Here is a 14,319-nt window from a genome sequence, read left to right as displayed (position 1 = left end):
GGATGCGGGGCCGAAGCCCCGCATCCGTTGGGGGCGACTACTCGCCGTCGTCGCCCTGGCCCTGCTCAGCGCTGGGCAGGTACTGGTCGGGCATCGGGGAGCCGGGGAACCACTTCTCGTAGAGCTCCTTCCACGTGCCGTCCTCCATCGCCTCGTGCAGGGCGTCGTCCAGGGCCTTCTTGAACTCGTCCTTGCCCTTGGCGATCGCGAAGCCGGCCGGGGCGTCGAACGACGGGATGTCGATGGCGTTCTCGAGGCCGTACTGCTCGGCGTACTCCTTCGCCGCCTCGAAGTCGAGGAAGTGCGCGTCGACCGAGCCGCTGTTGACGGCGGAGATCGCGGAGTTGTTGTCGGGGAAGCGCACGAGCTCGGTGTCGGTGAAGTTCTTCACCGCGTACGCCTCCTGCAGAGTGCCCTGCACGACGCCGAGACGCTTGCCGGCCAGGCTGTCCTCGTCGGTGATGTCGCTGTCGGGGCTGGCCATGACCGTCAGGTATCCGGCCAGGTAGCCCTCAGAGAAGTCGACCGTCTGCTCGCGCTCCTCGGTGATGCCGATCGCGGCGACGCCCACGTCGAACTGGCCGTTCGCGACGGCCGACAGCAGGCCGGAGAAGTCCTGGCCGGTGAAGACGACGTCGTCGATGCCGATGCGCTCGGCGACGTCGGTGAACAGCTCGACGTCGAATCCGGTGAACTCACCGCTCTCGTCGGTGAAGGTGTACGGCTTGGAGTCGCCGAGGCTCGCCACGCGGATCTGGCCGGGGGTGATGAGGCCGTACGGGTTCTCTTCGCCGGCGTCGTCGCCGGACGAGGCGGCGCCGCTCTGGGCGCATCCGGTCAGGGCGAGAACGCCGGCTACTGCGGCGGCGACCGCGATGCGGCGGAAGGATTTCTTGGCCACGATGTGGCTCCTCTCGAAGGGACTGCTGTGTCGGGGTGGGGGAGGTGAGCGGATCTCGGTGTAAATTGAGACCGGTCTCAATTGGGTGTTTCCAGGAGAGTACACGCGTCGGCAGGACTCGTCAATATGCTGAGAGTCCGCGTCAAGAGGGAGGGTGCATTCGGTGAGTGCGCAGAGTGAGGGGCGACGCGGGGCGACCGTGGCCGATGTCGCAGCGCTGGCAGGAGTCGCGAAAGCGACCGCTGCACGGGCGCTCGGCGAGTACGGCGCGGTGAGCGCGAAGGTGCGGCAGCGGGTGCGGGATGCCGCGGCTGAACTGGGCTATCGACCGAACGAGGTCGCCCGCAGCATGAGCACCGGACGCTCGAACACCATCGGCATCATCGTCGGCGACATCGAGAACCCCGCGTTCGCGCAGGCCACCCGCGGAGCATCCGACGTCGCCGACGCAGCCGGGTACGACCTGATCCTCTCGAACTCCGGCGAGCAGCCCGACGCCGAGGAGACGGCCATCGAGGTGCAGCTGTCGAAACGCGTCGACGGACTGCTCATCGCGCCGGCATCGTCGCTGCGCGCCTCGAACTACACGCCGATCATCGACGCCGGCCGCCCGGTCGTGTTCTTCGACCGCGTGGTCTACGGCTTCGACGCCGAAGCCGTGATCGCGGCGAATCGCGACGGAGCGCGGCGTCTCGCCCAGGTGCTGCTGGATGCCGGACACCGCCGCATCGCGTACGTGTCGACGCTCGAGGACCCGGAGCCCGTCGAGGCCCGCGCGGTGTGGGACGCGGACGGGTCACTGCGGTTCAGCCCGGGGATCGCCTCGTCGGTGATCGACGATCGTGTGAGCGGCATCGGCACTGCGCTGCGTGCCGCCGGTGTCGCGGATCCCCTGGCCTTCGTGCGACTCGGGGCCAACATCGACGGGATCGGGCGCATGGTCACCGATCTGATCGAGGGGGACTCGGCCGTGACCGCGATCATCGCCTCTGACAGCGTCATCGCGATCCAGGCGTTCCGCGCGATCCGTGAGCTCGGCCTGCGCATTCCCGACGACATCTCGCTCGTCGCCTTCGACGACGCCCCGTGGACCTCGGTGACCGAGCCCGGGATCACCGTGATCTCGCAGCCCGAGCGCGAACTCGGGGCCCGGGCGGCGCGTCTGCTCATCGCGCGCATCGAGGGGGAGGCCGGCCCTGCCGTCGTGCACACCCTGGCGCAGGAGCTGATCGAGCGCGGGTCGGTCGGGCCGCCGCGAAGCTGAGGCGCAGCATCCGGTCTGTGCCTGCCTGCCGCATACCGGAGGGGATCTGCAGTGCGGAGGTCGGATTCGCGGAATCCGACCTCCGCTGTGCAGATCCCCTCCGAAATGCAACGGAGGAGCCCGACCCGAGCACCTATCCGATCAGCGTCACCAGCAGCCGCACCGACAGGGCCAACACCGCGAGCAGGCCGATCACACCGGCGGCGTTCTGCCACCAGGTGTTGCGCATGTCGCCCATCAGCGTGCCGCGGTTGGCCATGATGAGGATCAGTGCGGCGAGCACCGGGGCGACGAACACGGTCAGCGCCTGCGCGATCACGATCAGCTGCACGGGCGACTGCTGGAAGGCCACGGTGACGGCGATCCCGAAGGCGAGGATGCCGGCGCTCATGAGCTTCGCCGTGCGCGAATTCGACGATGCGCCCCGGCCGAGGCCGTCGGAGAGCATCGTGCCGCCCGCGGTGGCGTTCGCGATCATCGAGGAGAACGCGGCGCCGAAGAACCCCAGCGCGAACACGGTCGAGCCGACCGGCCCCGCGAGCGGCTCGAAGATCCCGGCGAGGGCGACGACGGTGGGGGCGGCCTCTCCGGTCTTGCCGAGGACGGATGCCGCGACCACGATCACGAGTGCGGTCATGATGCCGGGCGCGATGATGCCGGGGATGGTGTCGACGATCGTCACGTCGCGGTAGTCGGCCTCGGTGCGACCGCGCTCCTTGGTGCCGTAGGCGGTGTAGAAGGCGGCGTTGATGGAGAAGTTCGTACCCACGAGGGCGACGATCAGCAGCCAGGCGCCACCGGGGAAGGTCGGCAGGAGCCCGACGCCGGCAGCAGCCCAGTCGGGGTTGGAGATGAATGCCGAGGCGATGAAGGCGATCGCCATCAGGGCGACGATCACGACGAGCACCTTCTCGACGACGCGGTAGACGTTGCGCAGCAGCAGGAGTGCCGACACGGCCGCGGTGCAGATCACCGTCCACATGATGGGGCTGCCGCCGAACAGCATCGAGAGTCCGAGCCCGGACCCGACCGCGTTGCCGACCGAGAAGCAGAGTGTGATGAGGAAGACGCCGATGCCGGCGAGTACGCCGACCCATCCGCCGAGGTGCTCCTTGATCGACGAGATGAGCGAGGTCGGCGACTTGATGCCGAGCCGCACGGCCATGTCGGTGAGGAAGATCATGAGGATCGTCGAGACCACGATGACCCAGATCAGGGCGTACTGGTATCCGCTGCCGGCCTGCACGGCGGTGGTGAGGTTGCCGGGGCCGAACTGCCAGGCGCCCGCGACGAACGCCGGGCCGATGAGGGCCAGGTGCTGCCAGAACGGGCGCCGTTGTTTGCGTGAGGTGACGATGTTCTTCATCGTCTCAGTCGAGACCCGCCCGTAGCCAGTGCCGGGTGTCGTGGAGGCGTGACGGGCGGTGGTGCGTTCGTTCATGATCGTGTCCTTCGAGTCGTCGTTGACTGCAGGGTTCGCCCACGGGGGCGGAAGGAGAGAGGGGTGGGGCGGCCTCGGGCGACCGCCCCACCTGGGGTGTCAGGCAGGGACGGCGACCGTGCCGAGTCCGGCGAGTGCGAAGGCGGCCGCGATCTCGGACTCCGCTCCTTCGGGCAGGGGCAGGAGCGGGGTGCGCACGGTGGCGTGATCCAGGATGCCGCGCTGCACGAGGCCCCACTTCAGAGCGACGGTGCCTTCCATGTGCGAGCCGCGGTGGTACACGTTCTGCGTCACCGGTAGCAGTCGCTCGTGGATGGCGTGCGCGGCCTCGTAGTCACGCGCCTTGCCGGCGGCGATGAGCTCGATGAGCGGCTCGGGGGCGACGTTGCCGTAGCCGACGAGAAGTCCGTCGACGTCGAACATCGTCGGCAGCAGGTACTCGTCGTGGCACGACAGGATCTGCAGCTCGGGGTACGCGGCGCGGAGCGCGGGGATCTCGGTGTACCAGCGGCGCATGTTGCGGACGCCGTTCTTCGTGGCGAACACGCCCTCTTGTCCGGCGATCTCGAGCTGGGTGTCGAGGTCGTAGGTCGCCTTGGTGTTGTCGGGGTACTGGAACAGGATGAGCGGCAGGCCGGACTCCTCGTGGATCTCGCGGTACCGGGACTGCGGAGCGCCCTGCTGGTAGCCGAAGCGCAGCCATCCGTGCGAGGGGTAGACCAGGCCCGCGGCGGCACCGGCGTCGACGGCGGCCTTCGCCTCGAGTGCGGCGGTCTTGTTGCCCTCCTTGGTGATGCCGGCGATGACCGGCACGCGGCCGTCGGTCGAGGCGACGAACGCGCGGATGACGTCGAGCTGCTCCTCGTCGGTGAGGAACGTGCCCTCGCCGGCGTGGCCGAGGACGACGAGGCTCTTGACCCCGTCGATCGAGCCGAGCCAGGAGCCGAGGCGGTGGATGGCGTCGTAGTCGACGGCGCCGTCCTCGGTGAACGGGGTGACGGGGGCGGGGTTGAGGCCGCGGAGGTCGAGGGTCATGATCGGTCCTTTCCTTGGAGCTTCTTCGCTGATGTTCTCGGCTTCGAGAATGGTGGGAACGTTCGCGGGAACGTTTGCAGGAACGATTGCAAGTATGATCGGAGAGGCGGGGGATGTCAACACCCCGGTCGTGCGAGATCGAGGGGGATGCCGTGGACGAGCTGCAGGGACGACACGTCGTCACGCTGAAAGACGTCGCCGCAGCATCCGGCGTCAGCATCTCGACCGTCAGTCGGGTGCTCGACGACCGCACCCCTCCGTCGCGATCAGAGACCGCCGAGCGCGTGCGACGGGTAGCCGACGACCTCGGCTACCGCCGCAACATGTTCGCATCGGGGCTGCGTCGCGGCGCGACCGGGACGATCGGCGTCCTCGTGCCCCGACTCACCGACCACGTGATGGCCCTGATGTTCGAGGCCGTCGAGCGCACGGCCCGCGCCCGCGGCGCCTTCGCGGTCGTCGCAACTTGCGGAGACGACCCGGTCGAGGAGAAGCGCGCCACCGAGACGCTGCTCGACCGCAACGTCGACGGACTCGTGCTCGCCACGGCCCGGCTCGACGACACCCTGCCGGCATCGCTGCGGGAGCGGGGCGTGCCTCACGCCCTCGTGCTGCGCACCGACGGAGTGAGCCCATCGGCGCTCGGCGACGACGAGGCGGGCGGATACTTCGCCGCCCGGCACCTGGTCGACCTCGGACACCGCGACATCGCGGTCATCACCGGCCCGTGGTTCACCTCGAGTGCCCGTGATCGACTGGCCGGCGCCCGGCGTGCGCTCGCGGAGGCCGGGATCGGCCTGCCGGACGCCCGGGTCATCTCGACCGGATACGGCATCGAGTCGGGGCACATCGCCGGCCGCGAACTGCTCGCCGACCCGGCATCCCGCCCCACGGCGATCTTCGCCGCGAACGACAACCTCGCGATCGGGGTCGTCGCTGCGGCGTCCGCTGCGGGCCTCGTCGTCGGGCCGGACGTGTCGGTCGTCGGGTACAACGACATCCCCCTCGCCGCGATGCTGCCGGTGCCGCTGACATCGGTGCGCACGCCGTTCGATCAGATCGCCGCGAGCGCGCTCGACCTGCTCGGAGGTGCGGCGGGGACCCTGACCCGGGCGCTGCCGACGCTGATCCCGCGCGCGTCATCGGCGGCGCCGGCGCGCTGAGGCCTGCCGCGCGAGGAGGCCCGTCAGTCCGCCCGCGGCAACCACACCGTGACGATCAGCCCGCCCTCGGCGCGGGGGGTGAGCACGAGCGTGCCGTCGTGTGCGCGCGTGATGCGGTCGGCGATCGCGAGCCCGAGCCCGACGCCGGGGTGATCGTCGCCGCGGATGCGCTCGGCTCCCCGCTGGAACGGCTCGATCAGGGTGGCGAGGCGCTGCGCCGGGATCACCTCGCCCGTGTTCTCGACCACGACCGCGAGGGCCTGCTCCTGCACGTGGGTGCGTACGGCCACCCGTCCGCCCGAGGGGACGTTGTGCACGACCGCGTTCAGTACGAGGTTCGACACGAGCTGCTGCAGCAGGGCGGCCGAGCCCCGCGTGAGCGCGGCGACGCCGGTGACCTCGATCGTGACTCCGCGTCGGTCCGCGAGGGGCAGCAGGGCTTCGACCGCCTCCTCGGCGAGCAGGGACAGGTCGACCGTGTGGCGTGTGAACGAGCGGCGATCTGCGCGGCTGAGCAGCAGCAGCGCCTCGGTCAGCTCGATCGCGCGGGTGTTGACGACCTGCAGGCGCGCGATCAGCGCGTCGACGTCGCGGTTCGGGTCGGTGCGGGCGACCTCAAGCATCGCCTGCGAGATCGCCAGGGGCGTCCGAAGCTCGTGCGAGGCGTTCGCGGCGAACCGCTGCTGCTCGCCGATGTGCGCCTCGAGCTGCTCGAGCATCGAGTCGAAGACATCCGCGAGGTCACGGAACTCGTCACGCGGTCCCTCCAGGTCGACGCGGTGCGACAGCGACCCCTGCGCGGCGAGCCGGGCGGCCCGCCGGATGCGTTCCAGCGGTGCCAGCATCCGTCCCGCGAGGATCCAGCCCCCTGCCAGTCCGAGCGCGAAGAGCGCCATCATCACGACCATCGCCGCCGGCACGAACGCGCGGATGAGGTCGGAGCGATTGGGGAAGACGTCGATCGTGTCGGGCACGTATCGCAGCAGGTACACGGCGACCGCGGCGAGCAGTACGACGCCCGACACGACGACGATGCCCGCGTAGCTCAGCGTGAGCTTGAGCCGGGCGCTCATGCCGCGACGCCTAGGCATCCTCGCCTCCGGCATCCGTCTCGATCCGGTATCCGACGCCGGGCACGGTGAGGATCAGCCACGGCTCGCCCAGACGCTTGCGCAGCGACGACACGGTGATGCGTACGGCGTTGGTGAACGGGTCGGCGTTCTCGTCCCACGCCCGCTCGAGCAGCTCCTCGGCGCTGACCACGCCGCCCTCGGCCTCGACCAGCACCTCGAGCACGGCGAACTGCTTGCGGGTGAGGGCGACGTATCGCCCGTCGCGGTAGACCTCGCGGCGGAACGGATCGAGTCGCAGACCCGCGACCTCGAGCACCGGCGGACGCGCTCGCTGGCGCCGACGGTCGAGCGCCCGCAGGCGCAGCACCAGCTCGCGCAGCTCGAACGGTTTGGTGAGGTAGTCGTCGGCGCCGATCTCGAAGCCCGACGCCTTGTCGTCGAGACGGTCGGCGGCGGTGAGCATGAGGATCGGGATGCCGCTGCCGGAGGCCACGATCCACCGGGCGATCTCGTCGCCGTTCGGCCCGGGCACATCGCGATCGAGCACCGCGATGTCGTAGGAGTTGATGCCGAGGAGTTCGAGCGCGGTGTCGCCGTCTCCGGCGATGTCTGAGGCGATCGCCTCGAGACGCAGCCCGTCGCGCACGGCCTCGGCGAGGAACGGCTCGTCCTCGACGATCAGCACCCGCACGGTTGGATCCCCATGGGGTCCGATCCTACGCACCCCGGTATATCGCGAGCGTATGCAAAAGCGCATACGCCCCGGCAACGGACGCCCGGGTGCACTGGACGTATGAACAGCACCATCCTTCCCCCTCGTGGAGCGATCCGCGTGCGGCGGCTCCTGATCGCGGCCGTCGCGCTCGCCGTCGCGGTGATCGTGGTCCTCGCCGTGCAGCAGTCGCTGTCGGCGGCATCCGTCACCGCATCCTCTGGCGCACCGGGTACGACCGGCTCTCAGGGACAGGTCACCGGCTCCGTGATCGCCCCGAGCGAGGCCGACGGCGTGATCCGCGAGGGCGACCAGCCCACCGTCTTCGAGACCGATCGGGTGGCGGTCGGCAACCTCGACCCCGCTCTGCTGGAGGCACTGCAGCGTGCCGCGACCGATGCCGCCGCCGACGATGTGGTGCTGCGCGTGAACAGCGGATGGCGCTCGCCGGCGCTGCAGGAGCGGATGCTGCACGACGCCGTGGCGCAGTACGGCTCCGCGGAGGAGGCCGCACGCTGGGTCGCCAGCGCATCGACCTCGGCGCACGTGTCGGGCGATGCGGTCGACCTGGGTCCGCTGCCGACGCTCGACTGGATCGCGCAGCGCGGCTGGCGGTACGGCCTCTGCCAGACCTACGCGAACGAGCCCTGGCACTACGAGCTGCGCCCCGACGCCGACGAGCAGGGCTGCCCCGAGATGTACACCGACCCGACCGAAGACCCGAGGATGCACCGATGACCGCTGTGCTCGCACCATTCGCCCCCACGCTCTCTCGCCTGCAGGCGCCGACGTTGTGCACGCTGCCCGACGCGATCGGCGCCAACGTGCGCCGCGTGCGGTCCGGCACCGACGCGCTGATCATGGCGGTCGTCAAAGCCGACGGCTACGGCCATGGCGCGCTCACCGTGGCCACCGCGGCCGTCGAGGCCGGCGCGCAGTGGCTAGGGATGACCGATGTGGCCGAGGCCGTGGCGCTGCGCGAGGCGGGGATGCGGGTGCCGATCCTGTCGTGGCTGAATCCTGCGGGGGTGGATGCCGCGGCGGCGGCGCGACACGGTGTCGACATCGCCGTGGGCTCGGTCGACGAGCTGCGGCACCTGGTCGCCGACGCTCGGGAACGGGTGCGCGTGCACCTGCATGTCGATACCGGCATGAACCGCGGCGGGAGCCCGCTCGCCGAGTGGCGGGCGCTGCTGGAGCTCGCGCGCAGCGCCCGAGATCGGATCGACGTGGTGGGTGTCATGGGCCATCTGCCGCGGGCGGACGAGGCGGATGCCCGACTCAACGCTCCTGCCGTGTTGCGGATGCGGCAGGCCAGAGACGCCGTGCTGCGGGCCGGCTTTGGCCCGGTGCTCGTGCATCTTGCAGCGACGTCGGGGGCGCTGACCGACCCGGCGACGCACTTCGGGATGGTGCGCATCGGCGCGGGGCTGGTCGGCATCGATCCGTCCGAGACCGTCGCGCTGCAGGGGGCGGGGCGGCTCACGGCGTCTGTCGTGCACACCTCGGTCGTGCCGCGGGGATCGGCGGTCGGCTACGGAGCGACGTACGTGACCGACCGCATGACGCACCTCGCCGTGATCGGGGTGGGGTATGCGGACGGGATCCCGCGGGAGCTGTCGGCGGGGGCGGCGGTCGAGATCGCGGGGCGGCGGCATCCGCTCGTGGGGCGGGTGTCGATGGACCAGATCGTCGTCGACACGGGGGAGGAGGCGGTGCCGCGCGGTGCGGTCGCGTGCGTGTTCGGACCGGAGGGGGGCGCGGTGCCGTCGGTGCAGGAGTGGGCGCGGTGGGCGGGGACGATTCCGCACACGATCGTGACGGGCATCGGCGCGCGCGTGCAGAGGAGCGTCGCATGACCACGCGGGTGCTGGTGATCGGAGGAGGGAAGAACGCCGAGCACGACGTCTCACTCGCCTCCGCCTCGGCGGTGGCCGCGGCGCTGCGCATGGGCGACCACGACGTGCGGTGCGTCACGATCGATCGGGAGGGGATCTGGCGGGCCGACGGCGTGCCGCCCGGCGTCACCGCGGCCGCGTCGCTGACGCAGGCGCTGCCGCTGTTCGAGTGGGCGGAGGTCGTATTCCCCGCAGTGCATGGAGCGCCCGGAGAAGACGGCACGCTCGCGGCGCTGTGTGCGCTCGCGGGCGTCCGCGTGGTCGGGTCGGGGCTGCGGGCGGGGGCGGTCGGGATGGACAAGTGGACCACGAAGCTCGTGGCCGACGCGGTGGGGCTGCGCACGGCGCGGGGGCGCCTGGTCGCGGCGGCCGACATCGGAGACGTGGAGTTCGACGGACCGGTCGTCGTGAAGCCCGCGTCGGCGGGGTCGAGCTACGGGGTGGGGCTCGTGACCGAAGAGGGGCAGTTGCTCGCGGCGCTCGGGGAGGCAGCCCGGTACGACCGACGGATCCTCGTGGAGGAGGTGGTTCGCGGACGCGAGATCGACGTGGCCGTGCTGTGCGAGACGGGCGGCATCCGGTGGGCGGCGCCGCCGCTCGAGATCCGTGCCGCCGGGCTCTTCGACACGGCCACGAAGTACGACGGGAGCGCGCACTTCACGGTGCCCGCCGCACTCGATGCCGCCGAGACGTCGGCACTGAAGCGCGCGGCGATCGCGATGTTCGACGCTCTGGGATGCGCGGGGGTGGCCCGCATGGACTTCTTCCTCACCGACGACGGACCGGTGCTGAACGAGGTCAACACGATGCCCGGGCTGACGGCGGCGTCGCAGGTGCCGCGGATGTTCGCCGCAGCGGGAGTCGCGTATCCAGAGCTGATCGCGCGGCTGGTGCGGGGCGCGTCGAGGGGGTGAGCGGGATCACCCTCTCGACAAGCGCGGCACATCGGCGGATGCTGGAGGCATGACGGCTTTCACAGTGGACAGGGCGTTCAGCGGTTTCAGCGTCGACCACATCTCGGCGGCGAAGGAGTTCTACGGATCGACGCTCGGGCTCGACGTCGAGGTCAACGCGATGGGGTTCCTCGATGTGCGGCTGTCGAGCGGCGCGACGATCCTCGTGTACGAGAAGCCGAACCACTCGCCTGCGAGCTTCACGATCCTGAACTTCCCGGTCGACGACATCGACGCCGCGGTCGACGAGCTCATCGCGCGCGGTGTGACCTGCAAGATCTACAGCGACGACGAGTTCCCGACCGACTCTCGCGGCATCCTGCGAGGCGAGAGCCAGGGGCCCGACATCGCCTGGTTCCGCGACCCGGCCGGCAACGTGCTCGCGGTCATGCAGGCCTGAGCGCGCGGCTCGGTTCTGCCGGTCGGGGCCTGATTCCGGGTCAGAGCCGGTCGACGCTCGTGACCGTGACCACGGCCGCGCCGGCCTCGTCGGAGGCGGCGAGGTCGACGGTGGCCGCGATGCCCCAGTCGTGATCGCCGGCCGGGTCGTCGAGGATCTGGCGCACCGTCCACGACTCGGTGCCCTCGGTGAGGAGCAGCAGCTGCGAGCTGCGAGCATCCGCTCCGGTGAGGATCTCGTCGTGGTCGGCGAAGTATCCGTCGAGGGCGTCCGACCACGCGTCTGCCCCGAAGCCGGGGTCGAGTTCGGCGAGGGCATCCACATCTTCGCGCGCGGCCAGCTGCACCCGACGGAACAGCTCGTTGCGCACCAGGATGCGGAATGCGCGGATGTTGCTCGTGAGCCGCTTGGGGGCCGGCGGCACGATCGGCTCGTCGCCCTTCGCCGCGCTCAGCGACCCCGCGTCGATGCCCGCGCGCAGCTCTTCCCACTCGTCGAGCAGGCTGGAGTCGACCTGCCGCACGAGCTCGCCGAGCCACTCGATCAGGTCGCGCAGATCGTCGTTCTTGAGCTCCTCGGGGATGGTCTGCGAGGCGGCGCGGTACGCGTCGGAGAGGTAGCGCAGCACGACGCCCTCAGACCGCGCGATCTTGTAGTACGCGACGTATTCCCCGAACGACATGGCTCGCTCGTACATGTCGCGCACGACCGATTTCGGATGCAGCTCGAAGTCGCGGATCCACGGCTGCGCGGCGCTGAACGTCTCGAACGCGGCGGTCAGCAGCTCCTCGAGCGGCTTCGGATACGTGACCTGCTCGACAAGCTCCATCCGCTCGTCGTACTCGATGCCCTCGGCCTTCATCGCGCCGATCGCCTCCCCGCGCGCGAGGAACTCCTGCTGGCTGAGCACGGCGCGCGGGTCGTCGAGCGTCGACTCCACGATCGAGATCATGTCGAGCTGATACTGCTGGGTTCCGGTGCCCTTCGACGGGTCGGGGTCGAGCAGCTCGAACGCAGCCAGGGCGAACGGCGACAGCGGCTGGTTGAGGGCGAAGTTCGGCTGCAGGTCGACCGTCAGGCGGATGTCGCCCTCGGGCGTGCGCTCGACGATGCCCGATTCGCGGAGCGTGCGGTAGATGCCGAGTGCCCGGATCGCGAGCTCGCGCTGACGCGTGCGCGGCTCGTGGTTGTCGTAGACGAGCGAGCGCATGTTGCCGAACACGTCGCCACCGCGGGCGATCACGTTGAGCATCATCGCGCTCGTGATCTGCATGTGCGAGGTGAGCGTCTCGGGCACGGCGTCGATCAGCTTGCGGAACGAAGGCTCGCCCCACGACACGAATCCGTCCGGCGCCTTCTTGCGCACGATCTTGCGCTTCTTCTTCGGGTCGTCGCCCGCCTTCTTGACCGCGGCGACGTTGTCGCTCTCGTGCTCGGGCGCCTGCGCGACGACCGTGCCCGCGGTGTCGAAGCCCGCGCGTCCTGCCCGCCCCGCGATCTGATGGAACTCGCGGGCGTTCAGCTGCCGCATCCGAGTGCCGTCGAACTTCGTCAGCGCCGTGAGCAGCACGGTGCGGATCGGCACGTTGATGCCGACGCCGAGGGTGTCGGTGCCGCAGATCACGCGCAGCAGACCCCGCTGCGCCAGCTGCTCGACCAGGCGGCGGTACTTGGGCAGCATCCCGGCGTGATGCACGCCGATCCCCGCGCGCAGGAACCGCGACAGGGTCTTGCCGAACGCGGTCGTGAAGCGGAACTCGGCGATCAGCTCGGCGATCCGGTCGCGCTGCTCGCGGGTCGCCACCTTCGAGCTCGACAGCGCCTGCGCGCGTTCCATCGCGGCCGCCTGCGAGAAGTGGACGACGTAGATCGGGGCCTGGCCGGTGTTGAGCAACTCCTCGACGGTCTCGTGGATCGGCGTCTGCTCGTAGAAGTAGTGCAGCGGCACCGGGCGCTCGACGCCGGTGACGGTCGCCGTCTCGCGGTGCGTGCGGCGCGTCAGGTCGTTCGCGAGCGTGGTGACGTCGCCGAGCGTGGCCGACATCAGGACGAACTGCGCCTGGGGCAGCTCGAGCAGCGGCACCTGCCACGCCCAGCCGCGCTCGGGATCGGCGTAGAAGTGGAACTCGTCCATCACGACCTGGCCCACGTCGGTCGCCGAGCCCTGACGCAGCGCGAGGTTCGCGAGGATCTCGGCCGTGCAGCAGATGATCGGCGCATCGGCGTTCACCGAGGAGTCACCGGTGATCATGCCGACGTTCTGCGCTCCGAACACGTCGACCAGCGCGAAGAACTTCTCGCTGACGAGGGCTTTGATCGGCGCGGTGTAGAAGCTGCGGACGCCCCGGTTCAGCGCGGCGAAGTGCGCCCCGATCGCCACCAGCGACTTTCCGGTGCCCGTCGGCGTCGACAGGATGAGGTTGTTGCCCGAGACGATCTCGATGACCGCCTCGTCCTGCGCCGGATAGAGCCGGATGCCGGTCGACTCCGCCCACTCGACGAACGCCAGATAGACGGCATCCGCATCGGATCCGTCGGGAAGAGGGGCGTCGAGGAGCGAGGGCATGATCCCTCGATCATCCCATCCGGCCGCGGTACCGAGCTGCGGGCGTTCACAACTCAGCAAGAACGCGCTCGAGCCGCCCGCGAGGCGGCATCAGACCTGGATCCCGGGCGTTTCTGCTGAGTTGTGAACGGGCGACGCGCGGCATGCGGCGCGGCTCAGCCCGCGAACGCCGCCTGCAGCGCGATGCGGATCATGTCGCCGAAGGTCTGCTCGCGCTCGACGGCCGTGGTCTCCTCGCCCGTGACGATGTGGTCGGAGACGGTGCAGATGCTCAGGGCGCGACGACCGTGGAACGCGGCGAGCGTGTACAGCCCGCTGGTCTCCATTTCGACGCCGAGCACCCCGTGCTGCACGAACGGTTGGCTCAACTCCGGGCGCGTGCTGTAGAACTGGTCGCTCGACAGCAGCAGTCCCACGTGCACGGCCGAGGCGGGCGGCCCGTTCTCGCTCGCCTCGACGGCCGCGCGCAGCAGCCCGAAGTCTGCGACCGGTGCATAGTCGAGGCCGTGGAAGCGCACACGATTGATGCCCGAGTCGGTGCACGCCCCGCTGGCGATGATGATGTCGCGCACCGCGAGCTTCTCGGTGAGCGCGCCGCACGATCCGACGCGCACGATCGTCTGCACGTCGTACGACTCGAACAGCTCGGTGGCGTAGATCGCCATCGACGGCTGCCCCATGCCGGAGCCCTGCACCGAGACGCGGTGTCCGTTCCAGGTGCCGGTGTAGCCCAGCATCCCGCGGGTCTCGGAGTACAGCTGTGCGTCGTCGAGGAAGGTCTCGGCGATCCACTTCGCCCGCAGCGGATCGCCGGGGAACAGGACGACGGGGGCGATCTGACCGGGCTCTGCGGCGACGTGCGTGCTCATCCGACCAGCGTAGTGACGGGCCCGCGGCGGCGCCGACGCGCCGG

General features: G+C 70.0%; 13 protein-coding genes. 6 read left to right on the top strand and 7 right to left on the bottom strand.

All coding sequences use genetic code 11. The annotated features are described in order from the left end of the window. Window positions 1-37 precede the first annotated feature (37 nt). Window positions 38-901 (bottom strand): ABC transporter substrate-binding protein, encoded by an 864-nt coding sequence (locus tag AC2D10_RS10225; protein WP_484707532.1) that lies wholly within the window; start codon window positions 899-901, stop codon window positions 38-40. A 163-nt stretch (window positions 902-1,064) separates the two neighbouring features. On the opposite strand from AC2D10_RS10225, the gene AC2D10_RS10220 reads away from it, so the two are divergent. Beyond that, a complete protein-coding gene (locus AC2D10_RS10220; RefSeq protein ID WP_484707529.1) occupies window positions 1,065-2,165 on the top strand; it encodes a LacI family DNA-binding transcriptional regulator in 1,101 nt (366 codons plus the stop codon). 133 nt (window positions 2,166-2,298) lie between these two features. On the opposite strand, the gene AC2D10_RS10215 is transcribed toward AC2D10_RS10220, so the two are convergent. After that, window positions 2,299-3,606: an Nramp family divalent metal transporter gene (locus AC2D10_RS10215; RefSeq protein ID WP_484707527.1), complete on the bottom strand. Its 1,308-nt coding sequence runs from the start codon at window positions 3,604-3,606 to the stop codon at window positions 2,299-2,301. A 99-nt stretch (window positions 3,607-3,705) separates the two neighbouring features. Then, window positions 3,706-4,641: a dihydrodipicolinate synthase family protein gene (locus AC2D10_RS10210; protein WP_484707525.1), complete on the bottom strand. Its 936-nt coding sequence runs from the start codon at window positions 4,639-4,641 to the stop codon at window positions 3,706-3,708. Window positions 4,642-4,754: 113 nt separating this feature from the next. Here AC2D10_RS10210 and AC2D10_RS10205 point away from each other — a divergent pair, with 113 nt between their 5' ends. Continuing rightward, window positions 4,755-5,804: a LacI family DNA-binding transcriptional regulator gene (locus AC2D10_RS10205; protein WP_484707523.1), complete on the top strand. Its 1,050-nt coding sequence runs from the start codon at window positions 4,755-4,757 to the stop codon at window positions 5,802-5,804. A gap of 23 nt (window positions 5,805-5,827) precedes the next feature. On the opposite strand, the gene AC2D10_RS10200 is transcribed toward AC2D10_RS10205, so the two are convergent. Both AC2D10_RS10200 and AC2D10_RS10195 read right to left on the bottom strand, forming a co-directional pair. Further along, on the bottom strand, window positions 5,828-6,877 hold the full coding sequence (locus AC2D10_RS10200) for a sensor histidine kinase (protein ID WP_484707521.1): 1,050 nt from the start codon (window positions 6,875-6,877) through the stop codon (window positions 5,828-5,830). 10 nt (window positions 6,878-6,887) lie between these two features. Continuing rightward, on the bottom strand, window positions 6,888-7,568 hold the full coding sequence (locus AC2D10_RS10195) for a response regulator transcription factor (RefSeq protein WP_484707520.1): 681 nt from the start codon (window positions 7,566-7,568) through the stop codon (window positions 6,888-6,890). A gap of 102 nt (window positions 7,569-7,670) precedes the next feature. Between AC2D10_RS10195 and AC2D10_RS10190 the strand changes: the two genes are divergently transcribed. From AC2D10_RS10190 to AC2D10_RS10175, 4 genes are read left to right on the top strand one after another with little or no spacing between them, the layout of a single operon-like run. Further along, complete coding sequence (locus AC2D10_RS10190) at window positions 7,671-8,327, top strand: M15 family metallopeptidase (RefSeq protein WP_484707519.1); 657 nt, start codon at window positions 7,671-7,673, stop codon at window positions 8,325-8,327. After that, a complete protein-coding gene (gene alr / locus AC2D10_RS10185) occupies window positions 8,324-9,448 on the top strand; it encodes an alanine racemase (RefSeq protein WP_484707518.1) in 1,125 nt (374 codons plus the stop codon). Before AC2D10_RS10190 ends, alr begins: the two co-directional genes overlap by 4 nt. Then, window positions 9,445-10,401 (top strand): D-alanine--D-alanine ligase family protein, encoded by a 957-nt coding sequence (locus tag AC2D10_RS10180; RefSeq protein WP_484707517.1) that lies wholly within the window; start codon window positions 9,445-9,447, stop codon window positions 10,399-10,401. Before alr ends, AC2D10_RS10180 begins: the two co-directional genes overlap by 4 nt. Before the next feature lie 49 nt (window positions 10,402-10,450). After that, entirely contained in the window at window positions 10,451-10,840 is a 390-nt protein-coding gene (locus tag AC2D10_RS10175) for a VOC family protein (RefSeq protein WP_484707516.1), read from the top strand. Window positions 10,841-10,880: 40 nt separating this feature from the next. Here AC2D10_RS10175 and AC2D10_RS10170 read toward each other — a convergent pair whose 3' ends face one another. Both AC2D10_RS10170 and deoD read right to left on the bottom strand, forming a co-directional pair. Beyond that, window positions 10,881-13,406 carry a DEAD/DEAH box helicase gene (locus AC2D10_RS10170; RefSeq protein ID WP_484707515.1) on the bottom strand — a complete coding sequence of 842 codons (2,526 nt, stop codon included), beginning with the start codon at window positions 13,404-13,406 and terminating at the stop codon, window positions 10,881-10,883. Between the two features lie 155 nt (window positions 13,407-13,561). Then, entirely contained in the window at window positions 13,562-14,275 is a 714-nt protein-coding gene (gene deoD, locus AC2D10_RS10165; RefSeq protein WP_484707514.1) for a purine-nucleoside phosphorylase, read from the bottom strand. Between the last annotated feature and the right edge of the window lie 44 nt (window positions 14,276-14,319).

The sequence above is a fragment of the Microbacterium sp. PI-SA-G genome (assembly GCF_057215335.1).
Note: the sequence above shows the minus strand (reverse complement) of the source record. Positions and strands in the feature narration are given on the sequence as shown.

What these genes read in the sequence shown, in the direction of transcription:
- AC2D10_RS10210 (WP_484707525.1), bottom strand. Translation starts at nt 4,641, where the DNA reads ATGACCCTCGACCTCCGCGGCCTCAACCCCGCCCCCGTCACCCCGTTC.
- AC2D10_RS10205 (WP_484707523.1), top strand. Translation starts at nt 4,755, where the DNA reads ATGTCAACACCCCGGTCGTGCGAGATCGAGGGGGATGCCGTGGACGAG.
- alr (WP_484707518.1), top strand. Translation starts at nt 8,324, where the DNA reads ATGACCGCTGTGCTCGCACCATTCGCCCCCACGCTCTCTCGCCTGCAG.
- AC2D10_RS10215 (WP_484707527.1), bottom strand. Translation starts at nt 3,606, where the DNA reads ATGAACGAACGCACCACCGCCCGTCACGCCTCCACGACACCCGGCACT.
- AC2D10_RS10200 (WP_484707521.1), bottom strand. Translation starts at nt 6,877, where the DNA reads ATGAGCGCCCGGCTCAAGCTCACGCTGAGCTACGCGGGCATCGTCGTC.
- deoD (WP_484707514.1), bottom strand. Translation starts at nt 14,275, where the DNA reads ATGAGCACGCACGTCGCCGCAGAGCCCGGTCAGATCGCCCCCGTCGTC.
- AC2D10_RS10180 (WP_484707517.1), top strand. Translation starts at nt 9,445, where the DNA reads ATGACCACGCGGGTGCTGGTGATCGGAGGAGGGAAGAACGCCGAGCAC.
- AC2D10_RS10190 (WP_484707519.1), top strand. Translation starts at nt 7,671, where the DNA reads ATGAACAGCACCATCCTTCCCCCTCGTGGAGCGATCCGCGTGCGGCGG.
- AC2D10_RS10170 (WP_484707515.1), bottom strand. Translation starts at nt 13,406, where the DNA reads ATGCCCTCGCTCCTCGACGCCCCTCTTCCCGACGGATCCGATGCGGAT.
- AC2D10_RS10175 (WP_484707516.1), top strand. Translation starts at nt 10,451, where the DNA reads ATGACGGCTTTCACAGTGGACAGGGCGTTCAGCGGTTTCAGCGTCGAC.